Origin of the sequence: Flavobacterium nitratireducens, from assembly GCF_029625335.1 — a bacterium.
In the GTDB taxonomy this organism is placed as follows: domain Bacteria; phylum Bacteroidota; class Bacteroidia; order Flavobacteriales; family Flavobacteriaceae; genus Flavobacterium; species Flavobacterium nitratireducens.
In genome coordinates, this window is record NZ_CP121111.1 from 1,044,942 (window position 1) to 1,070,590 (window position 25,649).

Consider the following 25,649-nt stretch of genomic DNA (forward strand, 5'->3'; position numbering starts at 1 on the left):
ACGGAATGAAAAAAAGAAAAATACTTTTTCTGGGAGAAAGCTACCGTGCCGATGCCATTACCTGGATGAACGGCTTGAAGGAATTTGGGAATTTTGAAATCATCATCTGGGAATTACAAACATCAAACGATACTTTTTTCAACAGAATCCTAAGAACCCTGGAATTTATTTTCGCCCCTTTTTCTATTCGAAAAAATATCCGTGAGGAAAAGCCTGATATGGTTATTGCCGAACGAACCACTAGTTATGGATTTTTGGCGGCAATTTCCGGAATGAAAGTCATAGCTATTGCCCAACAAGGCAAAACCGATTTATGGCCCGAAGGTGCTATCACTATTCCGTTTAAGAGAATTTTACAAAACTACGCCTTTCAAAAAGCTACGCTTATTCATGCGTGGGGTCCAATTATGGCGGAACACATGAAAAATTCGAATGTGGATATGCAAAAAGTTTTGGTTTTACCCAAAGGTATTGATTTAGAAAAATTCGAATATAAAAATACGGCTTCAGCCGAAAAAATAAGAGCCATTGTGACTCGCTCTCTTTTACCAGAATACAAACATGAAGTTATTTTACAAGCTTTTTCCTTTATAAATCAAAAAGGAATTGCTTTTCATTTAAGCATTGTTGGCGATGGAAATAGGCTAGAATACTTGAAAGATTTGGCTAAAAAATTGCAAATCGAAGACAAGGTAACTTTCAAAGGAAGGATCCCAAACAGCAAACTTCCGGAATTATTACATCAATCCAACATTTACATCAGTATGCCCATAACCGAAGGCGTTTCTGCTTCGTTATTCGAGGCCATGGCTTGCGGTTGCTACCCAATAGTTTCTAACATTGCCGGGAACCAGAGTTGGATTCGTCATCGGGAAAATGGACAATTGATTACCGTTGATAATACTGAAATGCTCGCTGATGAAATCCTATGGGCGTTTGAAAATCCAATTATTCGAAATAAAGCCGTCTTGGAAAACCGACAATTTATCGAAACCCATACAAACTACAATATCAATATGAAAATCATTGCTGATAAATACCATGAATTGATTGACAGCAGGAATCCATTTTAAACCATTAAGAAATTAAGAAACATTAAGTTTCCCTAAAATCCTGTTTAATCTGAAGCTTTTTTCAACCATATAAGACGTATAAGTTTTTGCATCTTAGAAAAGCAAAAAAAAGAAGTTCAGATAAATTTATTTTCATTTATTAAAATTTGTGGCAATTTTAAAAACAAAGATTTTAAACAAATAATTTGCGACTCAAGCGGTAGCGAACAGGTGTAACAATTTGCGGTTGACTTTAACCACAAAGTTCGCTAAGATTTTCGCAAAGAACATAAAGCTTAGCGAACTTTGCGCAAACTTTGTGCCTTTGTGGTAAAACCAAAAATTATAATTATTACTTTTGAGCCTTCAATTGACGACTTAAAAAGCACTTTCTTTTATGGAAATTCAACATAACTTTTCTTTAAAAAACTATAACACTTTTGGCATTGAGGCCAAAGCCAAACAATTTGTGGCAGTTCAATCATTAGCCGAATTAAAAAGCATTTTAGAACAACACAAAGCCGAAAAGAAATTCATTCTTGGTGGTGGGAGCAATATGCTATTAACTCAGGATATAAATGCTTTGGTGATTCATATTGATTTGAAAGGAAAAAAAGTCATCAATGAAGACGATGATTATGTGTGGATTGAAAGTCAGGCGGGCGAAAATTGGCATGAATTTGTACTTTGGAACATTGAACAAAACTATGGCGGACTAGAAAATATGTCTTTAATTCCAGGAAATGTGGGAACAACTCCCGTTCAAAACATTGGTGCATATGGTGCCGAAATCAAAGACACTTTTGTTTCCTGTCAAGCGATAAATATTGACACTCAAGAAATAAAAAGCTTTACTAATGCCGAATGTAAATTTGGTTATCGTGAAAGCATTTTTAAAAATGAAGTAAAAGGACAATACATTATCACTTCGGTGGTGTTTAAATTGACCAAACGCAATCACAAAATCAATACCTCTTACGGCGATATTTTAGGCGAATTAGCCAAAAATAACATTTCGAATCCAGGATTAAAAGACGTAAGCAATGCTGTAATTGCCATAAGACAAAGCAAATTACCCGATCCTAAAGAACTGGGAAACAGCGGTAGCTTTTTCAAAAACCCAATCGTTTTGAAAAGTGATTTTGAAAAAATCCATCAAAAATTCCCTGAAATGAAATTCTATGAAGTTTCGGCTACCGAAGTGAAAGTGCCAGCAGGTTGGTTAATTGAACAGGCCGGTTTAAAAGGCAAACGTTTTGGCGATGCAGGAATTCATAAAAACCAAGCCTTAGTGTTAGTAAATTACGGAACAGCAACAGGACAAGACATCCTAGAAGTATCCAGAATAGTGCAACGAACTGTTTTTGAAACTTTTGGCATCCAAATCGAAGCAGAAGTAAACATCATTTAAATCAAAAATTAGGATTGAAAATTTTCTTTTAAAATTCCTATTCTACCATTTTCAAATCCTAATTCTATTTATACCTTTGCACTCTCTCGTACCGAGGTTTCGGTACAGGAATTACTAACCCATTAATCGCTGATGCTTATACTAATTCTTTACTTTTTATTGCTATAGTTGCTATTCAAATTGCGTATTATTTAGGTGTTTTTGGGAAATTTGCTTTTGCAAAAGCTCAAAAAATAACCCCTAAAAGAGTACCTATTTCTGTCATTGTTTGTGCCAAAAATGAAGAAGAAAATGTAGCAAAATATGTTCCGCTATTAGCCGAACAAAACTATCCTGATTATGAGATTGTTTTAATCGACGACGCTTCGAGTGATAACACTTTAGAATTATTTGAAGCCTTCGAAAAACAATATTCTAACATTCGTCTCGTTAAGGTAGAAAACAACGAAGCCTTTTGGGGCAATAAAAAATACGCTTTAACCTTAGGAATCAAAGCGGCAAAGAAAGAATATTTATTGTTTACTGATGCCGATTGTTACCCAACATCAAAAGATTGGATTACTGCTATGAGTTCGCAATTTACCTTACATAAAACGATTGTTTTAGGTTATGGAGGCTATGAAAAAATAGCCAATTCCTTCCTGAACAAACTAATCCGTTTTGAAACGGTAATGACGGCTATTCAATATTTTTCTTGGGCAAAATTAGGATATCCTTATATGGGTGTAGGGCGAAATTTGGCCTACAAAAAAGAAGAATTTTTCAAAGTAAATGGATTCATCAATCATATTCAGGTACGTTCAGGCGATGATGATTTATTCATTAACGAAGCGGCTAATGGCGGTAACACCACAGTAGCCTTTATGCCCGAAAGTTTCACTTACTCGGCACCAAAGAAAAGCTTCAAAGAATGGTTTACCCAAAAAAGAAGACACGTAGCTACTGCTAAACATTATAAAACGATTGACCAATTGCAATTGGGTTTCTTTTTCAGCACCCAATTGTTATTTATCATTTTAGCATCTGTTTTATTATCCTTCCAATTTCAATGGATTTTAGTGTTGAGTTTAGTAGGTCTTAGGTACTTATGTGCATGGATTTGCATCGGATTCGCTGCAGGAAAACTAAAAGAAAAGGACATTAAGTTTTGGTTTCCAATATTCGAATTAGCGCTTGTTTTTACTCAACTCAACGTATTTTTTACTAATATTTTTTCAAAACCAGTCAATTGGAAATAAGTAAACAAATCGAAAAAGCAAAACAAGGAGACCAAACGGCCTTTACCTTTCTATTAAATCAATATTGGAATGAGGTGTATAGCTTTATGCTAAAACGCACCGAAAACGAAACCAATGCCGAAGACATTACCATAGAAACTTTTTCGAAAGCCTTTGACAAAATTGACACTTACAACCCTGAATTCCAATTCAACACTTGGCTGATTTCGATTGCAAAGAATGTTTATATTGACATGCTACGCAAAAGAAAAAGCAGTCTTTTTGTAGAAATCACAGAGCAAGAAGATCAAAAAGCCTATAATATTGCCGACACTACTCCATCCAAAGAAGACGAGTTGATTACCGAGCAAAACCTGTCCCTTTTACTCCAATACATCAAGGAACTGAAACCTCATTATCAGGAAGTGATTCAGCTGCGTTATTTTCAGGAAATGAGCTATCAGGAAATAGCCGATAAAATTGACGAACCGCTAAACAACGTCAAAGTAAAACTCCTTAGAGCTAAGAAACTTTTAGCCGAAATTATCAATAATCGTAGGTAGATTTGTTTTTTAAACCATTGAGGGATTAAGAAAATTAAGATTTTTCAGCTAAGAGCTGTCAGGTTTTAAAAACCTGACAGCTCTTAATTGTTTAAATAAATTATCACCATTACAAGTAAGAAAAGTTTTTATCTTTGTAAGACATGTACAAAATGTCATTGTAAAAACAATTTAAACAAAGCATTCAATGAAACAGAATTGGCGAATATTTGAAAAAGTGCTGTCTGGAGTTCAAATAATTTTGGGTTTTCTTTTATTATACGTCATAGCAACTACAATCACAGAATACTATACATTTTTATGGAAAAATCCCTTATTCGACCATAAAAGCATTATTGAAATAAGTTTCAAAAAAACTATATCCTTTTCATTCTCTCCATTATATCTATTTCTTCTGGATGTCAATTAATCAATAATTCCCAAAATGGTTGGATTGCAAGTATAGTGACGTGGACAATTTTTATAATTCTACTAGCATTCAGTTTTTATAGAATCACTATAAACTATCCAAGCGATTTGAATTTGTCTTCAAAAATTGTAATGTATTTTGTCGAAATAATATTTATTATAATTCTAGTCATTTTAAATAATTCGGAATTCAGAAAAAAATATGCCCCTACCAAGAGAAGTTGGATAATAATTGGCTCTGCTGTTGGTATACTTACATTAGCAAAGTTTATTTAGTCATAAAACCAGATAGTCGGATTTGCAATCAGTGCCTACTACAGTGATTAACTTTCCAGAATTACTTAATGAGACTTCTCCTTCGTCGAAATGACAAGATTGAGGGTAAAACCGTTTGAAAAATATTCTTTCACACAAACCAAAAACATCCCGTTTGTCATTCCGAAGAATGAGGAATCCCACGATGCTTTTTCCTCAAAGCTAAGCAAATTCTGCAACCAAGGCCGCTCTATATATAACACAACGATAGCATGAAAATGCTTTCCGTGCCTGCAACTACAATCAAATAGTTTTATACTTTCTTGAATTACTTAATGAGATTTCTCCCTCGTCGAAATGACAGGATTGAGGGTAAAACCGTTTGAAAAATATTCTTTCACACAAACCAAAAACACCCCGTTTGTCATTCCGAAGAATGAGGAATCTCACGATGCTTTTCCTCAAAGCTAAGCAAATTCTGTAACCAAGACCGCTCTATATATAACACAACGATAGCATGAAAAAACTTTCCGTGCTTTCAACTACAATCAAATAGTTTTATACTTTCTTGAATTACTTAATGAGATTTCTCCTTCGTCGAAATGACAAGATTGTGAGAAATAAAACATAATTCTTTTAAACTCTTGATGATTGAAGACCAAACAAATCGTAAAATACCTGAAAAATTTAAAAATATTATCTGTACTTAATTTTTTCTCTAAGAAAATAAAATTTAATGATCCACAGCCTTACACCCCTTGTACGCTGTGGATTATTTTATACCCATAAAACTCATTTAAGTATAATTATTAAAACTACTTACGTATAAATACGTAATTAATTTCTAAAAACTGCGTTTTCGCAAGTTTTAATCAAAAAAAAGCCTCTAATTTTGTCTTGTAAATAAGTAAAACACTTAGAAAAAGTTTTCTACTTAGACAAAACAAAACAAACAAACGATAATTTTTTTTTGATATGAGTTCAATTTCAACAAATCAACCGCTTTCTAGTCTAAACATTTTTAGTGGCAAAGGTGTTCAAATGCGCACCTTCCACATTACATGGCTAACATTTTTCTTTTCCTTTTTTGCTTGGTTCGGAATGGCATCACTTATGCCACTTGCTAAAGAGCAATTGCACCTTACAAAAGATCAATTGGGTAACATTCAAATTGCAGCTGTTTCGGCAACGATCATCGCTCGATTATTAATAGGACGTTTGGTAGATAAATTTGGGCCAAGATTAACTTATACTTGGTTATTAATAATTTGTTCGATACCGGTATTTTTAATTGGTACTTCGCAATCTTATGAAAGTTTCCTTTTATTCAGATTAGCTATCGGAGTTATTGGGGCTTCATTTGTAATCACTCAATTCCATACTTCAGTAATGTTTGCACCTTCAATTAAAGGAACTGCCAATGCTACTGCAGGTGGTTTTGGTAACGCTGGAGCAGGTTTAGCTAATATTATGATGCCACTTATTGCTGCAGGATTCGTAGGATTAGGGGTTTGTACAAAAGAAGACAGCTGGAGATATGCCATGATTGTTCCGGGAATACTATTATTATTATTTGCTTTCATCTATTTCAGATATACGAAAGATTTACCAAATGGTAACTACAAAGAACTTGGAATTGAAAATGAGACCAAAGAAAACACTTTCATGCTGGCTGTAAAAGATTACCGTACATGGGTTTTAACTGTGGCTTATGCAGCTTGTTTTGGTGTTGAAATCACCATTGACAACTTTGCTCCTATTTATTTCACCGATACTTTTGGAGCAACATTAAAAACAGCTGGATTATGTGCGGGCCTTTTTGGATTAATCAATCTTTTTGCAAGACCTTTAGGAGGTATCGTTGCTGATAAAGTAGGTAAAAGCTACGGATTTTCAGGTAAAAATTTATTACTAGCATTATTACTTGTTGTTGAAGGTATTGGAATTATTTTCTTCGGAATGACCAATCAATTAGGAGTAGCTATCTTCTTAATGTTTATGTTCGGAATGAGTTTAAAAATGGCAAACGGTGCTACTTACAGTCTTGTACCTTTCGTAAATCCAAAAGCGGTGGGAAGTGTAGCCGGAATCGTAGGAGCTGGTGGAAATATTGGAGCGATGTTGATTGCTTTCTTATTCAAAGCCAAAGCAATAAAATTCTCTAAAGACGTAATCAACGAAACAGGAGTATCTCAAACTAAAGATTTAATAGATTACACCAATGCTTTTTACATCCTAGGAATTATCATTCTAATCACGGGAGTTATTGTTTTAGCTGTAAAATTTGCAGTTAAAGACAAAGAAGATGAAATCGAAGTAAAAGGCGAAGTAATGCCTGCTGTCGCTTTTGCAAAATCAAAATAATACCGAACAATTTAAAATCAAATATATTCTCACTCGAATATTATGGTATAAATAAAATCAAAATCAAATCAACAAATATAAAACGCCACAAGAGAGTTTCTTTTGTGGCGTTTTCAATTACTTTAAAATCTGAGCAGCGTGTTCTTTGGTTTTTACATTTTCAATGACCTCGTCAATGATTCCGTTTTCATCAATTACAAAAGTTGTCCTGTGAATCCCATCGTACTCTTTACCCATGAATTTTTTTGGTCCCCAAACACCAAAGGCTTGTATAACTTCTTTCTCTTCATCGGCTAATAATGGAAAAGGAAATTCGTATTTGTCCTTGAATTTTGCTTGGGCTTTCGCCGAATCGGCACTAACGCCCAGCAACGCATAATTATTGGCTTGAAAACGCTCGTAATTATCTCTTAAATCACAAGCTTCGGCAGTACAACCTGGCGTACTTGCTTTTGGATAAAAGAAAACTACTAATTTCTTTCCTTTGTAATCTTCTAATTGATGTGGTTTCCCATCTTGGTCTACGCCAAAAAATTCGGGTGCTTTATCGCCTTTTTTTAATGTTGTCATGTTTGTGAGATATTAAGTTATGAGTTATGAGTTATAGAGTATAAAATTGATTCATTAAAATTACTAATGACAATGATTTTTGCAATTGTTATTGCCATTGAAATTTCTTTTCTTTACATCTCAAAATTAAACCAAAATGACCAAACAAGAACGGGTTACATTTGTTATAAATACGTTAAAAGAACTTTATCCTAGCATCCCTATTCCATTAGACCATAAAGACCCTTATACCCTATTGATTGCCGTTTTGCTTTCGGCGCAATGCACTGATGTACGAGTAAACCAAATTACACCGCTATTATTTGCAAAGGCCGACAATCCCTATGATATGGTCAAATTATCAGTAGAAGAAATCAAGGAAATTATTCGCCCTTGTGGATTATCGCCTATGAAATCAAAAGGAATTCATGGTTTATCCCAAATTTTAATCGAAAAACACAACGGACAAGTACCTGATAATTACGAAGACCTTGAAGCGCTTCCGGCTGTAGGTCATAAAACAGCGAGTGTAGTGATGTCACAAGGTTTTGGTTATCCTGCTTTTCCGGTAGACACACATATTCATCGCCTTATGTACCGCTGGAATTTATCCAATGGAAAAAATGTAGTACAAACCGAAAAAGATGCCAAACGCTTATTTCCGGAAAAATGTTGGAATGATTTGCATTTGCAAATGATTTGGTACGGAAGAGAATATTCCCCAGCCCGAGGCATGGATTTAGAAAAAGATATTATCACTCGAACGATTGGTCGAAAAACAAATCTGGAGGGTTATAAAAAGTAAATCTCACTAATTTTCAATTAACTAGTGAGATTTACAAAACAGCTTATACAAGCTCGATTAGATTAATTTACTATCATTTCAAAGCATTTATCCTCCACTTTTACAACGTGAAGCGCTTTGGAATAATTTAAAAGAAAAGCTATTACTTCTTTTTTGGGTTTCATGTTTGTGTTGACTTGTTTTTTTTGAGAGTAAATTTTTGCCATATTGTGCCTTTTAACATTTTCTTCCGATACAACGCCACAACAAGTCAAATATTGTTTAATTAGTCAAAATAATTTGGTGCTTATCAATTACTTTTCTCAAATTCATTAGTGCATAACGCATTCTTCCCAGTGACGTATTAATACTTACTCCTGTAACTTCCGAAATTTCTTTGAAGCTCATGTCTTTATACATTCGCATCACCAAAACTTCTTTTTGGTCTTCCGGAAGTTCTTCAATTAATTTTTGCAAATCCATTTCTACCTGATTTGCAATTAACTGATTTTCTATCGTTAAAGACTCATCCGTCATGATTGAAAAAACCGAAAACTCTTCGGTTTCTCGATACATAGGCATTTTTTTATTTTTTCTAAAATAATCAATGACCAAATTATGTGCGATTCGCATTACCCAAGGTAAAAATTTTCCTTCTTCGTTATACGAATTCGATTTTAAAGTCTTGATTACTTTAATGAAGGTATCCTGAAAAATATCATTTGAAACATCTCTATCTGATACTTTAGAATATATAAAACCATAAATTTTAGATTCATGTCTTTTGATTAAGGTAACTAAGGCTTCTTCGTTACCTGCCACATAATCCTTTACCAACAGAGCGTCTGGAATTTGAATATTAGCTATCATAGTAATACTTTTTAGTTGAGTTAAATTGGGGGTATGTTTCTAAAAAGTAGTTTTTTACTATAGGCGCTTTTATTTTTAATATGAATTGATTTCCAAATTTAACAAATATTTGTCTTGCTTCGCAAATAAAAACCACAAAAATTAAACCAAAACAAAATTTAATTCATCTTTAACGTATTTACTCTCAATTTTATGACCAACTATTTATCACACTAAAAGCCTTACTCAATATCAGACAATGATTTAATCAAGCTTAATTCTCAGTTATAAAATGTTTACTTTTGTACAAATTGCATTTTTTATATGAAAGTTGACTTTTCTAAAATAGATCCCAAAAAAAATATAATAATCAAAGGAGCTCAGGTTCACAATTTAAAAAACCTTGATGTTGTCATTCCCCGCAACAAATTAGTTGTAATTACAGGACTTTCCGGTTCAGGGAAATCAAGTTTAGCATTCGACACTTTGTATGCTGAAGGTCAACGCCGTTATGTAGAAAGTTTGTCTTCTTATGCTAGACAATTCCTTGGAAGATTAGACAAACCAAAAGTAGAATACATCAAAGGAATTGCTCCTGCCATTGCTATTGAACAAAAAGTAAACACCACCAATGCGCGTTCTACCGTAGGAACTTCTACAGAGATTTACGATTATATCAAATTATTATATGCCCGAATTGGAAGAACCTTTTCTCCGGTTTCGGGGCGTGAAGTCAAAAAAAACACCGTTACTGATGTAATTAATGATGTAAAAAATCTTGAACTCAACAGCAAATGGTTACTTCTTGCTCCTATCCATCTGGAAGAAGGAAGACAACTCGAAGACAAATTAAAAGTATTGCTTCAACAGGGTTTTTCCCGAATATTGGTCAATAATGAAACGGTGCGTCTCGATGACTTCTCGACTTCGCTCGAAGTGACAGACCAACATTCGTTAGACAATAAAGATGTTCTTTTAATTGTTGACCGAATTGTAGTTAAAGACGAAGAAGAATTCTACAACCGTCTTGCTGATGCAGTACAAACTACTTTTTATGAAGGAAAAGGAATCTGTTATTTGCAAGAACTAAATACGGATAATCGATTGGATTATTCGAATAATTTCGAATTGGACGGAATTACTTTTTTAGAACCAAATTTGCATTTATTTAGTTTTAACAACCCTTATGGTGCTTGTCCTGTTTGCGAAGGTTATGGAAATATCATAGGGATTGATGCCGAATTAGTAATTCCAAACACAAGTTTATCAATATATGAAAACGCCATTTTTCCTTGGAGAGGCGAAAGCATGGGTTGGTACCGTGACCAATTAGTCAATAATGCTTACAAATTTGACTTTCCTATTCACAAACCCTATTTTCAGTTAACGGATGAACAAAAAGAACTCATTTGGACTGGAAATGAATATTTTCAAGGATTAAATGATTTTTTCCAAGAACTGGAAGAGAAAAATTATAAGATACAAAATCGCGTTATGTTATCGCGATACCGAGGAAAAACCAAATGTCAGGCTTGCAAAGGGAAACGTTTACGTCCAGAAGCTTCCTATATTAAAATTAATGACAAAACGGTTTCGGAATTAGTCGACTTACCTATTCGTCATTTAATTGATTTTTTCAAAAGCATTGAGCTTAACGAATACGAAAAGCAAATTGCCAAAAGATTATTAGTCGAAATCAATAACCGTCTATCCTTTCTAAGCAATGTTGGTTTGGACTACCTTACATTGAACCGAAATTCAGCCACACTTTCCGGGGGAGAATCGCAGCGTATCAACTTAGCCACTTCACTGGGAAGTAGCTTGGTAGGTTCGATGTATATCCTTGACGAACCCAGTATTGGTTTACACCCAAAAGACAGTGAACGACTGATAAAAGTATTGTTATCTCTACGTGATTTAGGCAATACCGTGATTGTGGTAGAACACGATGAAGACATTATGAAAGCCGCCGATATGATTATCGATATCGGACCTGAAGCAGGAACTTTTGGAGGAAATTTGGTTGCACAAGGGAGTTTTAACGAAATTCTACAATCGACTTCATTAACTGCAAAATATTTAAACGGAGATATAGAAATATCCGTTCCGAAAAAACGTCGCCCATTTAAAAATTTCATCGAAATAAAAGGAGCCAGAGAAAACAATTTACAAAATATTGATGTTCAATTCCCACTGGATGTACTTTCTGTAATCACAGGAGTTTCCGGAAGTGGCAAAAGTACATTGGTTAAAAAAATTCTGTTTCCTGCCTTACAAAAAAAATTAGACCATGCAGGCGAAAAAGCAGGACAGTTTAGCGAAATCTCAGGTTCATTTTCTCATATCAAACACATCGAGTATGTCGATCAAAACCCAATTGGCAGAAGTTCACGTTCCAATCCGGTAACTTACATCAAAGCTTACGATGACATCAGAGATTTATTTGCAAAAGAAAAATTGTCTAAAATAAGAGGCTATCAGGCCAAACATTTCTCTTTTAATGTTGACGGAGGACGTTGTGAAACCTGTAGCGGTGAAGGAACCATCAATGTAGAAATGGTTTTCATGGCAGATGTTCAATTACCATGTGAAACCTGCAACGGCAAACGCTTTAAAAAAGAAGTTTTAGAAGTTGCCTACGAAGGCAAAAACATCAATGATATTTTGACAATGACTATTGATGATGCAGTACACTTTTTTGGCGAACACAAGCAAAATAAAATCTCGCAAAAATTAAAACCTTTACAGGATGTGGGTCTCGGTTATGTACAATTAGGTCAATCCTCTTCAACGCTATCGGGTGGAGAAGCGCAACGTATCAAACTGGCTTCTTTCTTAGTTAAAGGTGCGACTAAAGACAAGGCTTTATTTGTATTTGATGAACCTACTACTGGATTACATTTTCATGACATAAAAAAACTTTTAGCTTCCTTTGATGCATTAATTGAAAAAGGACATTCGCTTTTAGTTATTGAACACAATCTCGATTTAATAAAATGTGCCGATTGGATTATTGATTTGGGTCCTGAAGGAGGAGAAAATGGTGGACAGTTATTAGCAGTAGGAACTCCTGAAGAAATCATTAAAAACAAAAAATCTATTACAGCTCAATATCTGAAAGAAAAACTCAAATAACAAAAAAACAACTCTTCAGATTAATCTATAGAGTTGTTTTTTTTATACTTCTAACTGTAACATTCTTCTTCAAAAAGTTTTCCATCTTCATCTATAGCGATGATTATCTTCTTTTCTTTTTTTGCTTTGTACGATTTATATATCCAGGGAATCGACCACAAACCAAAAGTAGCACAGGATATCCAAAAATTCAAATTATGATTGACTTTCCTTGGTTTTTTTGAAAGCACAACAAATGGCAACTTGTTATTAACCTCTTCAACTACAAAACCTTTCTTAACTTTTTGATCTAAAACACGAGATAACAATTTTGAGTTCTCATTTAAAATAAGTGTATTGCTTTCCATAATTAGAGGATTAAATTGAAAAAATTAAGTTTTAAATTAATAATACAAAACTTACCACAAAAATAATTCCTTTATTATAAAAAATCAATACCCACTTTTGGTGATTAACATTTAAAAAAACATCCTCTAACTATTTTCTAAATATTTTTTTAACAACACCATCCAAGGCTTCGTTAATTTGTGGAGAAATAAGCAGTTTATAATTCAAATAAACATAAACCACACTAACAATAACCGACTTTAAAAGTATCGCAATAATACCATTTACAGGAAAATCCCAAAAATAAAAACCTACAAATAAAACAAGGGTTAAAACAAGAGAATAAAAACTTTCTTTAGTAAAAGGATATAAATCCAATCTTTTTTGGACGAAAATTAATTTGGCCAGACTATACAAAATAACAGATAAAAGTATTGCTATTGCCGAGCCTAATATTCCATACAGTGGAATAAAAATCATATTAAGTCCTACGGTTAATAATACGAGAACTACTCCTAAAAACAATACTGTTTTATAGTATTTTGTATTAAAAATAATAGCCAAATTATTTCCTAAAATTAAATCAATGTATTTAGAAAATCCTACTAAGAAAACTACCCATAATCCACCACTGTATTCTTCAGGAATCATTTCATACAATTTGTTAATGTTCACAAAAATACAAAGCATTACATAGCCACCTACGATTTGTAAATTGATAGATGTTTTTTTATACAAATCAACCAACTCATCGTGCTTTTCCTCGTGCATTAATTTAGCCGTAATGGGATAAGTAATTTGGTACATGGCCTTACTAGGAACTGAAATCACCAATGCAATATAAGTCGCAACAGAATAATAAGCGATATTTTCAATTTTAATGTACTGGTTCAACATCAATTTATCGATATCCAATAACAATGTAGCCACTCCACCCGATAAAATAATATAAAAAGTGTACTCGGCAATGGCTTTAACATTATGAGGGATAGCTAATTGAAAATGAGGTTTTTTTAAGTAAAAAGCATAAAACATAGTTATTATACAAGCCAAAAAATAGGTAAAAGCTGTAATATAAATAAACTGTAGCGGACTAATATAATCGTAATACACACCCACTAAAGTAAGTAAAGACAAAAAGCGTAAACCTACCTCTTTGATAAAATTTCCAAAAACCGAATGCATATGCACCCTTGCCCAGGCGTAAAATATCTCAAAATAAGCCATACAAATTCCAATAAATGGAATAAACCACAAAAATTCTTTAACAATAGGATTAACCTTCGATAAATAATCGGAAATATCTCCGTAAAAGAATAAAAAAAGAAGCAACAAAGGAATAGATAACACTAAAGGTAGTAAGACTACAAACGACAAAAATGTAGACTCTTCTTTTTCATTTTGACATTGAGAAAAGAATTTTACCAAAGTATTCTGCATCCCAAAAGCCAATAAAGGCATAATGATAGCCGACGCCGATAAAAGATAAGTGGTTAATGCATAGTAAGTACTTCCTAAAAAATGAGGATAAAAATAGATGGTATTGATTCCTCCTATGGCAAAACCAATATAAGTAACTATAGTATTTTTTAAAGACTGATTTAAAACAAGCCCCATATTTTTTTTAGGATTTAAGAAGTAATGAAGTAAGCTCCTGTGTCAAGTTCTTTCTCGAATATTTTTGTAAACCTACTCCATGAGATTGCAATTTACCCTCTAAAAATTGGGTGTAATATCCAAAAATTACCTTTTTTAATTTTTCCTTTTCAGAATAATCAAAAAACACTCCAGTGTTAGTCCCTGTGATAATCTCATCAAAATCCGAACCTTTTGGCCCTAGGGCAATAATAGGACGATTTGAAACCATGTATTCAAACAGTTTACCTGGTAGGATACTCTTAGTCTCTTCGGAATCTATTTCTATCAGCAATAAAACTTGAGATTTTCTTTGCTGAACAATAGCTTCTTCATGGGATACATAACCTACATTATTCAAATAATCATTCAAATCAAATGCAGTAATACTTTCCAAAATTTCTTGACTAACTGCTCCTATCAATTTGATTTCTAAATGTGATTTGAATTCAGGAATTTCAGCTATTAATTCTACTAAAGCTTGCCATAAAATTTTTGGATTTCTAGCTGAAAGAAATGAACCTATGTGCGCCAAACTAAATCGTGTATCAAGAGGTTGTTTTTCGACATTCTCTACATCATAACCATTCGTAATTACTTCAATTGGTTTAGTAGTCAAGGCTTCAAACTCCTTCTTAGTAGTCTTACTGGTAACGATAATAGTATCGGCAGTATTTAAAACTTCCGATTCTAATTGTTTGTGTTTGTGAGCCGCAAAATCTGACAAACGCAAGGATTTATGATAACCTATCGTTGTCCATGGATCTCTAAAATCGGCAAACCATTTCAGATTTAATTTATTTTTTAATTCTAACCCTATTAAATGTAAGCTATGTGGCGGTCCTGAAGTTACTATGGTGTCAATATTATGCTCCAAAATGTATTTTTCCAAATAAGCCACAGAAGGTTTTACCCAAAAAAACCGAGCGTCAGGGATGAATAAATTACCACGAATCCACAACAATAGTTTGTCTAAAAAAGATTGTTTTTTTTGATTCGGAATAATACCTGAATTCATTTTCTTGGTTTTATTCTTTGACAAAAAAGAAGCCAATTGATAGGGTTCAAATATTTTTTGTTTTAAGATAATCACCTTGTCCGATACATCCTTTACTAAATTCTCATCTACAATAGGATAGGTTGGATTCTCAGGAATATAAACAATGGGTTGGATACCAAAATCGGGTAAATATTTCACAAATTTTAACCAGCGTTGTACACCTGGCCCTCCAGCTGGTGGCCAATAATACGTGATAATAAGAACTTTTTTTGGTTCCAATACTCTTACTTTTATTTTTTTAAAGGGAAAAAGGCATACAAAATTTTAAATCTTCTTTTTTCGCTCGTAATAAATTCCAGCTGCAAAAAAGATTAACATTGTCACACTACTTATAAGTGTAATTGTACTTCCAGTTTCAATTACTTCTGGTTCAAATTTAAATTCAACCGTATGAGATCCTTTAGGAAGCATCATTGCTCTTAGCACATAATTAACTGGGAAATGTTCTGTTTTAACACCATCAACATAGGCATTCCATCCGTATGGATAGTATATTTCGGAAAAAACAGCCAATCCTTCATTTTTACTCTCTGAAAAATATTTAATATAATTCGGTTTGTAAACTCGCAATTGAATCGTACCTGTTGTATCTAAATTATGTTTCAAACTTGCGTTTTTAAACTTAGATCTATTAGCTTGAATATTGAAAACCGCCACTTTTCTGGTATTAATATTATCCAAGGCTTTCATTTCAGCATTAGCATTATTAACTAATTTAACATCATTAACAAACCATGCGTTTCCATTAGCGTCAGGATTTACAGTTGGAAATTCCTTCCCTTCCTTATCAGTTTGAATTACATATTTTACATTCAACATGTTTAAAATTTCCATGTTGTTTTTTGCAATTTGGTAATCAAACAATTGTTGCATTCTACGAGGTTTTGCAGCATGATAACCTCCAATTGATTTATGAAAATACGAAGCTCTAGCACTAGAAAAGTTTCCATTAACTTCAAATACACGGTAATGTGTGGTATCTCTTAAAATTTGAGCGTCAGAAGCTGTTTCTTGAAAAGGCATATCCACTTCCCTACTACTCACAAAATCCTTATCTGAAACGTATTTTTTATCTACTAAGAATAAATCAGATATCATGATTAATCCAATCAAAATGATAGCTGTTTTTTGTGCCCATTTTTCTTTAAATAGCATCCATAATACTCCAGCAGTTAAAATGATAAAGAATCCCGAACGCAACAAATCGGCGCTGTACATTGTTTTTCGATCACTCTTAATGGCATCTACAAAACCAGGACCATAACTTTGAGCCATGTAACTATCTCCAGCCCCAGAAAAACTAAACATTCCTTTGCATAAAAATAAAATTACAATAGTCCCCAAACCTATAGCTGCCGACTGCCATAATCCTTCCCATTGCTTTGCTTTATCAGCCTTGCAAAAAGAATGTAACCCCATAACAGCCAAAATAGGAAAGCATAACTCTAATACAACTTGAATTGACGAAACCGCTCTAAACTTGTTATACATTGGTACGTAATCGATAAAGAAATCAGTTAAAACTGGAAAATTTTTACCCCAAGAAAGCAATAAAGCAACTCCCGCTCCTATAGCAAAAACATACTTTATTTTTCTTTCGTCTATCAGTAAGCCCAATATAGCTAAGAAGAAAACTACCGCACCTATATAAGCAGGAGCAGCCACAATAGGCTGGTCTCCCCAATATGTAGGCATCCCTTGTTTAGCATAATCAATAGCTTGTGCTTCCGTAATATATTGTCCTTCGGAAATTTGTTGCTGTTGAAGAAACTGAACAATTGCTGATTCTTTGCTTAAACTCTCATTATTAGAACCTCCAAAAAGACGAGGTGCTATCAAATTAAAACTTTCAGCGATACCGTAACTATATTCGGTAATATAATCACGCGTCATGGCACTGGTATCCGTATTTTTAGAACCATCAGGATTAAAAGTCAATTCGTTTTTCCCACGAGTACTAAACTTTGCATATTCTGCAGTAGCCATTAAATTAGTAGCGTTAACTCCAATAGCTAAAATTCCTGCTATTGCTAATACGCCAACAGAAGTTAAAAGCGCTTTATATTCTTTTTCTTTTATAAATTGGAATGTATAATAGGCAGAAAGAATCAATAACAAAATCAACAAATAATAGGTCATTTGAAAGTGATTCGCATTGATTTCTAGAGCCGTTGCAATCATTGTAAGCAATCCACCAGCAATATATCTCTTATTATAAACCCAAATAAAACCTGCAACTACCAATGGCATATAAGCAATTGCATGTGCCTTAGCATTGTGTCCTACTCCTAAAATAATGATTAAATATGTTGAAAATCCAAAAGCAATTGCTCCAAAAAAAGCTTTTAAAGGATCCGTTTTTAAAACTAAAAGCAGTCCATAAAATCCCAAGAAATACAAAAATAAATAATCAGCTGGACGCGGTAAAAAACGTAAAAAATCATCAATTGCTCCAATAAAATCATATGGATATTTAGCCCCTAATTGATAAGTTGGCATTCCGCCAAAAGCAGAATTAGTCCAATATGGCTCCGCATTTTCAATGGTTCGAAAATCATTTTGCTCTTTAGCCATACCGGTATATTGAGCAATATCCGATTGAAAAATTTGTTTCCCTTGAAGTACAGGATAAAAATAAATTAGAGAAACTAGAACAAAACCAAGAATGGCAATAGCGTGCGGATAAAACTTATTTATTATTTTCAATTTTCGAGAATTTTATTAAAAGTATGAATCGTATGTGGGACAAATTTAATCTATTTCTTCGTAATCCACATAATCTCCTACTTTTTTAGTCTCTCGTGGTTTTTTTACATTATCCGTATTATAAATAATGGTTTCACCATCATTCTTTCTTTGCCAAGTATTCTGATATTGATACTGGCGTTGTTGTTGCTGATGCATATTCTCACTTGCCTTCTCTACCACTTTTTTGATTACGACTGGCAAAAACAATTTTGCCAAAAATCTAAAAATGTAATAGAAAGATATAATGATAAATAGTGTTCTTAAAAATCCTGAAAAAGACGCAAGTTGCATAATCAAATGTTTTTTTAGCAAATTTAACAAATACTAGATTCAAAAATGGATTATCATTCTTAAATAAATAATAAAATATAGTACTTTTGGAAAGCTTAATACTTATAAAATCCAAATCACCATGCCTAAATTCAAAATTTTATTAGTTACAGCTTTTAGCCTAGTTACAAATTATAACTTCGCACAACATACCGACGAAATCAATTCGAACAGACCTGGTGAATCCATGTCAGCTTACGCAGTCGGTAAATCAGTAATCCAAGTAGAAACAGGTATTTACGGTATTAATGAAAACCATCGTTTATTAGGCTATGATGCCAATGGTTATGGACTAGATCTTGATTTACGCTATGGGTTTTTGATGGAAAAACTCGAAGTAATTGCAAATATTCAATATCAAAAACAAGATTTTGTTTCCGCTTTTGATCAATACTCAAAATCCAATTTAAAACAAACGGTTTTAGGTGCTAAATATCTTCTTTATGACCCTTTCAAAAATTATGAAAAAAATAAATGTATACAGCTGGAAAGCGAATCATTCCTTTGACTGGCATCAATTAATTCCTGCTGTATCTGTTTATGCGGGAGCAAATTTTACGATGAAAGACAATCCGTATGCATTTTCTCCTGAAGCTATGATTTCACCAAAGGTAATGTTAATAACCCAAAATCATCTTGGTGATGGTTCATGGGTTTTTGTTACAAATATTATCGCTGATTACCTCACTACAGACTATCCTAGCTATGGTTATATCATTACGCTAACAAAAGGTATAAGTAAAAAATGGTCGGGATTTATTGAAAATCAAGGTTACAAAAGCGATTTTTACAGCGATGCCATTTTTCGAGGTGGCGCAGCCTTTTTACTAGGCAAAAACATGCAAATTGATGCTTCAATAAGCCATAATTTAATTAAAGATACTCCAACCGTATTTTATGGAGGAGTAGGATTTTCATGGCGATACGATGCAGGATACAAAGAAGTCAAAGTCGATTTAGACGACAGCCCATCAAAACCGAGATCGGTAAGAAAAGCAGCCCGAAAAGATCAAAAACGAAGAGACGCTATACAATAAATGATAAAAATTAAAGATGATAACAATAAAAGAAGCTAAAACTAAAAAAGAACTAACCGAATACATAAAATTCCCTTTTTCGTTATACAAAGACAATGAATTTTGGGTACCACCAATAATAGCTGACGAATTAGCCTCTTTTGACAAAACTAAAAATCCCGCTTTTGAAAATGCCGAAGCTTATTTTTACATTGCATACAAAGACGGAAAAATTGCAGGACGCATAACAGCAATCATAAATTGGGCAGAAGTTAATGACCAACAAAAAAGAAAAGTTCGTTTTGGATGGTTTGACGTCATCAACGATATCGAGGTAACGAAAGCCTTACTAGAAAAAGTATACAAATTAGGAAGAAAACATAATCTGGAATACGTAGAAGGCCCTATGGGTTTTTCAAACCTTGACAAAGTAGGCGTTCTTACTGAAGGCTTCGACCAACTAGGAACTATGATTACATGGTACAATCATCCGTATTATGCTACTCATTTTGAACAACTAGGTTATGTTGTAGAAAAAGAATATATTGAGAGTAAATTCCCTTTCTCAAATGTAAATCCAGAGTTTTTTCAAAAAGCAAACGAACTGATTAAAAAAAGATATCAATTAACGCCATTAAACTTTAAAACTACAAAAGAAGTAATGCCTTATGTAGATAAAATGTTTGATCTTTTCAATGAAAGCTATTCTAAATTATCTTCATTTGTTGCAATTTCTGATGTACAAAAAGAATATTTCAAAAAGAAATACATCAGTTTTATTAATCCTGAATACATTAAATTTATTGAAGACAAGGACAAAAATATAATCGCTTTTGGAATTGTAATGCCTTCTTTTTCTAGAGCTTTACAAAAAGCAAATGGCAAACTATTTCCTTTTGGTATATTCCATTTATTGAAAGCTAAAAAACAAAGCAAAGACATGATCTTTTACTTAATTGGCATCCATCCTGAATACCAAAACAAAGCAGTGACAGCAGTAATTTTTAACGAATATTACGAAACTTTTAAAGAAAAAGGAGTGGAAAACTGTTCTCAGAACACCAGAATTAATAGACAACCATGCAATTCATAACATTTGGAAACATTTTAACCCAAAAGTGCATTGTCGAAGAAAAACATACAAAAAAGACTTATAAAAATATCCTCAAATCACTTGAGAAAAAAATAGGCTATCAGAAAATGATAGCCTATTTTTTATATAAATATGATTTTATTTATTTAACTAGAATAAATTCAACTCTACGGTTCTTAACTCTTCCTTCAGCTGTTTTATTTGAATCTATCGGTTTAGTGATACCATATCCTTCAGAAGAAAGTCGATCAGCACTAATACCTTTAGCGATTAAATAATTTTTAACTGCAGCGGCTCTATCTTTAGACAACTGAAGATTTTTAGCAGCAATACCAGTACTATCCGTATGACCTTCTAATTTAAAATTAGCATTAGAATACTCGTTCATAACTTTTACAATTTCATCTAACTGAACATTTGATTCTGGTTTAATAGTCGCCTTTGAAGTATCAAACAAAATTGATTTAGAGAAATCGTTTAATTTCTTTATAACTTCTTTGGTAACCTCAGGACAACCATTATTTGCAACGGTTCCTTTTACTTTTGGACATTTATCATCTTTGTCTAACACTCCATCTGCATCAGTATCAGCCCAAGGACATCCAGCGTTTTCTTTTGGACCAGCAACAGTTGGACATTTATCTGCGTTATCTAAAACACCATCGTTATCTTTATCTCCCCAAGGACAACCTGAATTTTCTTTAGGTCCAGCAACAGTTGGGCACTTATCTTCTTTATCTAACACACCATCTCCATCTTTATCTTCCCATGGACAACCTTTATTTTCGGCAGGACCAGCAATAGTAGGACATTTATCATCTTTATCTAATACGCCGTCTCAATCTTTATCTTCCCATGGACAACCTTTATTTTCAACTGGACCAGCCACTTCTGGACAAGCATCCTCCTTGTCTACAATTCCATCGCCATCTTTATCTTTAGCCTTTTTTTGATAAACAGGAATTTTTACTCCAAAATATACATCTGCCGCTTTTGAACTTTTCGAAAAAGCATTAGTTACTATAGAACCCGAACCAACAAATAAGATTCCTGTTCTTAATCCAAATCCAACCAGTGCTTGTTTACTATAATCCATATACGAAATAGGAACATAAGCACTGAACCATCTTGATTCAAAACGAGGAGTTAAACTTAAACGATTTGCAATACTATTTTGATTCAATTTGGATTTATTCACTACACTTATATCAGCATTAGCATTCAAATAAAATTTATGATGAATATTCCAATCTAAATCTGTATGTAAAGCTGTTGGCAAAAACGATTTCAATGTTCCATTGACAAGAGTATGATTAAAATTATCTTTCATAAACTCATCAAAATTGTCTGCATTGTCAAAATCAGCCACGGTAATTGGAGTTGGACGTGACAAAGACGGTCTATTTAAATCATAAATATTACGAACCCCTTTATCATAATTCATAGTACCAATATCAGTTACCGAAATACCAAAACGCAATTTGTATTTATTTAATTCTTTTAAATCGTTGATATCTGCTCTGTCAGCTGTATATTCCGGTCTCCATTCGTAAACCAAACCTAAATCAACCCCAAAACCTTTTGAATTAGAATCAATTTCAATATCCGAATTAGTAGCAAAATCCTGACTTGAACCATAAATAGCATTACCGGTTGTAGTATAAGTACTTGTAACATCTGAACCTGTATCATTATAAGCTACAGTAACATTAGTTCCCTGAAAATGATAATTAGCAACACCTTGTAAATATTTAGCAGTAATACCTCCTTTCAAAAAATGTTGTCCTCTTTGAAACAATACGGCTGCATAAGTAAGTCCTAATTCTCCCCATGAATTTCCAACAGCATTTGGACTTCCTAAATTAGCTGAAGGAAAACTTGCAGAATTATCTTTGGTTAAATCATTAATTACTTTTCCATTTACATCAATTACATTTAAAAAAGACCTACCTCTTGTAAATAAAGCTATCGAATGTTTTGGGGTAATATTAAGCATAAATGAAGGCCCCATAACATCAGTATTAAAATAAACATTGTTTGCTGTACTAAAATCTTTCTTAGCTTCTAAATCAAAATCATAACCACTTTTAAAAGCATCAAAGACATTCACCCCATACATATCATTACCTACCGCAGCGCTCAACGAAAACAAATTAATATCTGTTTTAAAACGAGAATCAACTATAGATGCAGGATTAAACAAAGCACCATGAACACCCGCATAATTATCATGGGTAAAACCAAGATAGGACTGAGCATTTAAATTAGAAAAACCAACCAATGCCAATAATGAAAGATAAAAACTTTTCTTTTTCATAAATTCAATTCATTTTTTATTAATAATTTAGAGCAAAAAAAACACCTAATTTACAAATGCAAATTAAGTGCTTTTCAAATAAATCTTACTAAATAAATTAGTCTTTTTTTAACAAATAATAATAAATTAACGTTTAGAAAACTTCACTGGCTTCCTTTAACTTTTCGGTATTGTTAACTAGCTGTAACTCATCAACTATCTTCTGAATATCACCATTCATAATATTTCCTAAATCATACAAAGTCAAACCTATCCTGTGATCAGTTACACGACCTTGAGCATAATTATAGGTTCTAATTTTAGCCGAACGGTCTCCCGAACTTACTTGTGAACTACGTTTTTTAGCATCTTCTTCTTGTTTTTTTGCTAATTCCATTTCATACAAACGAGAACGCAACACGGTAAACGCCTTATCTTTATTTTTATGTTGTGACTTTTCGTCCTGACATTGAGCAACTAATCCAGTAGGAATATGTGTCAAACGAACTGCCGACTTAGTAGTATTTACCGATTGTCCTCCAGGTCCAGATGAACAAAAGAAATCAATACGAACATCATTCATATCTAGTTGCACATCAAACTCTTCTGCTTCTGGCAAGACCATAACGGTTGCTGCAGATGTATGAACTCTTCCTTGTGTTTCTGTTTGAGGAACACGTTGCACACGGTGAACACCAGCTTCAAACTTCAAAGTTCCATAAACATCCTCTCCCGTTACTTCAAAAATAATCTCTTTGAAACCTCCAGAAGTTCCTTCATTCATATCTACAACCGAAGTTCTCCAGCCTTTACTCTCACAATATTTAGTATACATTCTAAATAAATCGCCGGCAAAAATACTCGCTTCATCACCTCCAGTACCAGCACGAATTTCAACCATCACATTTTTAGCATCTTCAGGATCTTTAGGAATCAACATAAATTTGATTTCATCCTCAAGCAGTGGCAATCGCTCTTTGGCTTCATCTAGTTGCATTTTAGCCATTTCAACCATATCTGCATCACTGCCATCAGCAATAATTTCATTAGCTTCGTCAATATTAGCCATCAAAAGAACATATTCATCTCTTTTTTCAGCCAAAGCCTTAAGATCTTTATATTCTTTATTCAACTGCACATAACGTTTCTGATCGGCAATAACATCTGGTTGGATAATCAAATCCGAAATCTCATCAAAACGCTGCTTTACTATTTGAAGTCTGTCTAACATAATTGTATGTCCTTATAATTGGAGTGCAAAAATACAAAAAAGATTGTACAATTTAGATTCACTAATTCAGATTTTTCTGGAGCATTTTCCTGCTGTCCGCTATATCCCTTATTAAAAAAAATACGGCTAAAAAGCCTTGTTTTTCTAAATAAGGAGATGCTGCTTCCATCAGGGCTAGGCAATAGTTTTCAAACTATTACTAATCTTCAAAATACAACTTATCTAAAATCATTTTTAAACGAAAAAACTAAAAATAATAAAGCTAAGCTGTATTTTTATTAATTTTGTTTAACCATATAATTAATAACTCCAATATGAAAAAAATTCCCACCATAGTCTCTATATTCCTTATTACATCAGCTTGTCAAAAAAAGACAGATAATGAAAAACTTTTAATAAAAAATTCTAGTTGGCTATTAGGAAGCTGGGAATACAAATCAAATACTGGCACACTTACTGAAAATTGGACAAAAGTAAATGATAGTACATACAAAGCTTTATCTCTTTTTATTAAAGATAAAGACACTATCCATTATGAATCAATAATTTTACAAGAAAAAGAAGAGACACTTACCTACACTACAACTATAAAAGGACAAAATAACGAAAAACCTATTAGCTTTAAAATGAAAGAAGAAGTAGAAAAGGGACTTGTATTTGAAAATTTAAAACATGATTATCCTCAAAAAATCAGTTATCAAAAAACAAACAACGGTATAATTGCAGAAATCTCAGGAGTACAATCTGGTAAAGCTTCATCAGAAAAATTTATTCTTCACAAAAAAAACTAAGTTCTTAACAAAAACTAACTATGTTTTTGTATATGGTATTTCAGAACGGAATATAATAGCATAAAAAAACCTCAATTAGAAAACTAATTGAGGTTTTGTACTCAGAGCGGGACTTGAACCCGCACGAACATTGCTGTTCACTGGATTTTAAGTCCAGCGTGTCTACCAATTTCACCATCCGAGCAGTAATGTGGTACCTCCAGGGATCGAACCAGGGACACATGGATTTTCAGTCCATTGCTCTACCATCTGAGCTAAGGTACCTCATACTTTTATGAAAACTAAAAGTTTGAATAAAAAACCCTATTCAAAGAATAGGGTTTTCAAAGAAAGGCGACGACATACTCTCCCACAAAATGCAGTACCATCTGCGCAGGCGGGCTTAACTTCTCTGTTCGGAATGGGAAGAGGTGAGCCCCGCCGCAATAACCACCTTAAGGTTGTTCGTTGCTTGGGCAACTTTTAATCATTAATTATCAATTATAAATTGTTAATTATCAATTAAACAATATTTTAACATACTGAGATAAAGAAT

19 protein-coding genes, 2 tRNA genes, 1 rRNA gene and 3 pseudogenes are annotated in these 25,649 nt (G+C 33.2%); 11 read left to right on the forward strand and 14 right to left on the reverse strand.

All coding sequences use genetic code 11. The annotated features are described in order from the left end of the window. The first annotated feature begins 5 nt into the window (after nucleotides 1–5). The 5 genes from P5P90_RS04925 (at nucleotide 6) to P5P90_RS04945 (ending at nucleotide 7,270) form a co-directional block, all read left to right on the forward strand. Nucleotides 6–1,073 (forward strand): glycosyltransferase, encoded by a 1,068-nt coding sequence (locus tag P5P90_RS04925; protein ID WP_278036092.1) that lies wholly within the window; start codon nucleotides 6–8, stop codon nucleotides 1,071–1,073. 376 nt (nucleotides 1,074–1,449) lie between these two features. After that, nucleotides 1,450–2,463: a UDP-N-acetylmuramate dehydrogenase gene (gene murB, locus P5P90_RS04930; RefSeq protein WP_278036093.1), complete on the forward strand. Its 1,014-nt coding sequence runs from the start codon at nucleotides 1,450–1,452 to the stop codon at nucleotides 2,461–2,463. A gap of 263 nt (nucleotides 2,464–2,726) precedes the next feature. After that, complete coding sequence (locus P5P90_RS04935) at nucleotides 2,727–3,701, forward strand: glycosyltransferase (protein WP_340696463.1); 975 nt, start codon at nucleotides 2,727–2,729, stop codon at nucleotides 3,699–3,701. Further along, nucleotides 3,692–4,243: an RNA polymerase sigma factor gene (locus P5P90_RS04940; protein ID WP_278036094.1), complete on the forward strand. Its 552-nt coding sequence runs from the start codon at nucleotides 3,692–3,694 to the stop codon at nucleotides 4,241–4,243. Before P5P90_RS04935 ends, P5P90_RS04940 begins: the two co-directional genes overlap by 10 nt. Before the next feature lie 1,638 nt (nucleotides 4,244–5,881). Beyond that, nucleotides 5,882–7,270, forward strand: a complete 1,389-nt coding sequence (locus tag P5P90_RS04945) for an MFS transporter (protein ID WP_278036095.1) — start codon at nucleotides 5,882–5,884, stop codon at nucleotides 7,268–7,270. Nucleotides 7,271–7,387: 117 nt separating this feature from the next. On the opposite strand, the gene bcp is transcribed toward P5P90_RS04945, so the two are convergent. Beyond that, a complete protein-coding gene (bcp, locus tag P5P90_RS04950) occupies nucleotides 7,388–7,840 on the reverse strand; it encodes a thioredoxin-dependent thiol peroxidase (protein WP_278036096.1) in 453 nt (150 codons plus the stop codon). A 136-nt stretch (nucleotides 7,841–7,976) separates the two neighbouring features. On the opposite strand from bcp, the gene P5P90_RS04955 reads away from it, so the two are divergent. Further along, nucleotides 7,977–8,624 carry an endonuclease III domain-containing protein gene (locus tag P5P90_RS04955; protein ID WP_278036097.1) on the forward strand — a complete coding sequence of 216 codons (648 nt, stop codon included), beginning with the start codon at nucleotides 7,977–7,979 and terminating at the stop codon, nucleotides 8,622–8,624. 62 nt (nucleotides 8,625–8,686) lie between these two features. Here the strand turns inward: P5P90_RS04955 and P5P90_RS04960 are convergent, their stop codons facing one another. Together P5P90_RS04960 and P5P90_RS04965 are read right to left on the reverse strand one after the other, a co-directional pair. Further along, nucleotides 8,687–8,830 (reverse strand): hypothetical protein, encoded by a 144-nt coding sequence (locus P5P90_RS04960; RefSeq protein ID WP_278036098.1) that lies wholly within the window; start codon nucleotides 8,828–8,830, stop codon nucleotides 8,687–8,689. 55 nt (nucleotides 8,831–8,885) lie between these two features. Then, entirely contained in the window at nucleotides 8,886–9,470 is a 585-nt protein-coding gene (locus P5P90_RS04965; RefSeq protein WP_278036476.1) for an RNA polymerase sigma factor, read from the reverse strand. Nucleotides 9,471–9,776: 306 nt separating this feature from the next. Here P5P90_RS04965 and uvrA point away from each other — a divergent pair, with 306 nt between their 5' ends. Further along, nucleotides 9,777–12,587, forward strand: coding sequence for an excinuclease ABC subunit UvrA (uvrA, locus tag P5P90_RS04970; RefSeq protein WP_278036099.1), 2,811 nt, complete (start codon nucleotides 9,777–9,779; stop codon nucleotides 12,585–12,587). A 50-nt stretch (nucleotides 12,588–12,637) separates the two neighbouring features. On the opposite strand, the gene P5P90_RS04975 is transcribed toward uvrA, so the two are convergent. The 5 genes from P5P90_RS04975 to P5P90_RS04995 all read right to left on the reverse strand — a co-directional run bounded on the left by P5P90_RS04975 (nucleotide 12,638) and on the right by P5P90_RS04995 (nucleotide 18,648). After that, nucleotides 12,638–12,934 carry a hypothetical protein gene (locus P5P90_RS04975; RefSeq protein ID WP_278036100.1) on the reverse strand — a complete coding sequence of 99 codons (297 nt, stop codon included), beginning with the start codon at nucleotides 12,932–12,934 and terminating at the stop codon, nucleotides 12,638–12,640. Between the two features lie 130 nt (nucleotides 12,935–13,064). Beyond that, nucleotides 13,065–14,531, reverse strand: a complete 1,467-nt coding sequence (locus tag P5P90_RS04980) for an oligosaccharide flippase family protein (RefSeq protein ID WP_278036101.1) — start codon at nucleotides 14,529–14,531, stop codon at nucleotides 13,065–13,067. A 7-nt stretch (nucleotides 14,532–14,538) separates the two neighbouring features. Then, nucleotides 14,539–15,828, reverse strand: a complete 1,290-nt coding sequence (locus P5P90_RS04985) for a glycosyltransferase family 4 protein (RefSeq protein WP_278036102.1) — start codon at nucleotides 15,826–15,828, stop codon at nucleotides 14,539–14,541. A 45-nt stretch (nucleotides 15,829–15,873) separates the two neighbouring features. Beyond that, complete coding sequence (locus P5P90_RS04990; protein WP_278036103.1) at nucleotides 15,874–18,315, reverse strand: YfhO family protein; 2,442 nt, start codon at nucleotides 18,313–18,315, stop codon at nucleotides 15,874–15,876. A 45-nt stretch (nucleotides 18,316–18,360) separates the two neighbouring features. Beyond that, nucleotides 18,361–18,648, reverse strand: a complete 288-nt coding sequence (locus P5P90_RS04995; protein WP_278036104.1) for a DUF4834 family protein — start codon at nucleotides 18,646–18,648, stop codon at nucleotides 18,361–18,363. A 121-nt stretch (nucleotides 18,649–18,769) separates the two neighbouring features. On the opposite strand from P5P90_RS04995, the gene P5P90_RS05000 reads away from it, so the two are divergent. The 3 genes and pseudogenes from P5P90_RS05000 (at nucleotide 18,770) to P5P90_RS05010 (ending at nucleotide 20,860) form a co-directional block, all read left to right on the forward strand. Further along, nucleotides 18,770–19,195 carry a transporter gene (locus P5P90_RS05000; protein WP_278036105.1) on the forward strand — a complete coding sequence of 142 codons (426 nt, stop codon included), beginning with the start codon at nucleotides 18,770–18,772 and terminating at the stop codon, nucleotides 19,193–19,195. Continuing rightward, nucleotides 19,149–19,724 (forward strand): transporter, encoded by a 576-nt coding sequence (locus tag P5P90_RS05005; protein WP_278036106.1) that lies wholly within the window; start codon nucleotides 19,149–19,151, stop codon nucleotides 19,722–19,724. The genes P5P90_RS05000 and P5P90_RS05005 overlap by 47 nt, the downstream gene beginning before the upstream one ends. 16 nt (nucleotides 19,725–19,740) lie before the next feature. Continuing rightward, nucleotides 19,741–20,860: pseudogene (locus P5P90_RS05010) on the forward strand (GTP cyclohydrolase). 78 nt (nucleotides 20,861–20,938) lie between these two features. Here the strand turns inward: P5P90_RS05010 and P5P90_RS05015 are convergent. The 3 genes and pseudogenes from P5P90_RS05015 to prfA all read right to left on the reverse strand — a co-directional run. Then, a pseudogene (locus P5P90_RS05015) lies at nucleotides 20,939–21,721 on the reverse strand (OmpA family protein); the annotation flags it as partial. Nucleotides 21,722–21,838: 117 nt separating this feature from the next. After that, nucleotides 21,839–23,113: pseudogene (locus P5P90_RS05020) on the reverse strand (DUF5723 family protein); the annotation flags it as partial. 133 nt (nucleotides 23,114–23,246) lie between these two features. Further along, a complete protein-coding gene (prfA, locus tag P5P90_RS05025) occupies nucleotides 23,247–24,323 on the reverse strand; it encodes a peptide chain release factor 1 (RefSeq protein WP_278036107.1) in 1,077 nt (358 codons plus the stop codon). Nucleotides 24,324–24,637: 314 nt separating this feature from the next. On the opposite strand from prfA, the gene P5P90_RS05030 reads away from it, so the two are divergent. Continuing rightward, nucleotides 24,638–25,114, forward strand: coding sequence for a DUF6265 family protein (locus P5P90_RS05030; protein ID WP_278036108.1), 477 nt, complete (start codon nucleotides 24,638–24,640; stop codon nucleotides 25,112–25,114). 98 nt (nucleotides 25,115–25,212) lie between these two features. Here the strand turns inward: P5P90_RS05030 and P5P90_RS05035 are convergent. From P5P90_RS05035 to rrf, 3 genes are all read right to left on the reverse strand, one after another. Beyond that, nucleotides 25,213–25,298 (reverse strand) — tRNA-Leu (locus tag P5P90_RS05035). Between the two features lie 7 nt (nucleotides 25,299–25,305). Then, nucleotides 25,306–25,378: transfer RNA gene (locus P5P90_RS05040), tRNA-Phe, on the reverse strand. Between the two features lie 64 nt (nucleotides 25,379–25,442). Then, nucleotides 25,443–25,551: ribosomal RNA gene (gene rrf, locus P5P90_RS05045) — 5S ribosomal RNA — on the reverse strand. Between the last annotated feature and the right edge of the window lie 98 nt (nucleotides 25,552–25,649).

What these genes read in the sequence shown, in the direction of transcription:
- P5P90_RS04925 (WP_278036092.1), top strand. Translation starts at nt 6, where the DNA reads ATGAAAAAAAGAAAAATACTTTTTCTGGGAGAAAGCTACCGTGCCGAT.
- murB (WP_278036093.1), top strand. Translation starts at nt 1,450, where the DNA reads ATGGAAATTCAACATAACTTTTCTTTAAAAAACTATAACACTTTTGGC.
- P5P90_RS04945 (WP_278036095.1), top strand. Translation starts at nt 5,882, where the DNA reads ATGAGTTCAATTTCAACAAATCAACCGCTTTCTAGTCTAAACATTTTT.
- bcp (WP_278036096.1), bottom strand. Translation starts at nt 7,840, where the DNA reads ATGACAACATTAAAAAAAGGCGATAAAGCACCCGAATTTTTTGGCGTA.
- P5P90_RS04955 (WP_278036097.1), top strand. Translation starts at nt 7,977, where the DNA reads ATGACCAAACAAGAACGGGTTACATTTGTTATAAATACGTTAAAAGAA.
- P5P90_RS04960 (WP_278036098.1), bottom strand. Translation starts at nt 8,830, where the DNA reads ATGGCAAAAATTTACTCTCAAAAAAAACAAGTCAACACAAACATGAAA.
- uvrA (WP_278036099.1), top strand. Translation starts at nt 9,777, where the DNA reads ATGAAAGTTGACTTTTCTAAAATAGATCCCAAAAAAAATATAATAATC.
- P5P90_RS04975 (WP_278036100.1), bottom strand. Translation starts at nt 12,934, where the DNA reads ATGGAAAGCAATACACTTATTTTAAATGAGAACTCAAAATTGTTATCT.
- P5P90_RS04980 (WP_278036101.1), bottom strand. Translation starts at nt 14,531, where the DNA reads ATGGGGCTTGTTTTAAATCAGTCTTTAAAAAATACTATAGTTACTTAT.
- P5P90_RS04995 (WP_278036104.1), bottom strand. Translation starts at nt 18,648, where the DNA reads ATGCAACTTGCGTCTTTTTCAGGATTTTTAAGAACACTATTTATCATT.
- P5P90_RS05000 (WP_278036105.1), top strand. Translation starts at nt 18,770, where the DNA reads ATGCCTAAATTCAAAATTTTATTAGTTACAGCTTTTAGCCTAGTTACA.
- P5P90_RS05005 (WP_278036106.1), top strand. Translation starts at nt 19,149, where the DNA reads ATGAAAAAAATAAATGTATACAGCTGGAAAGCGAATCATTCCTTTGAC.
- prfA (WP_278036107.1), bottom strand. Translation starts at nt 24,323, where the DNA reads ATGTTAGACAGACTTCAAATAGTAAAGCAGCGTTTTGATGAGATTTCG.
- P5P90_RS05030 (WP_278036108.1), top strand. Translation starts at nt 24,638, where the DNA reads ATGAAAAAAATTCCCACCATAGTCTCTATATTCCTTATTACATCAGCT.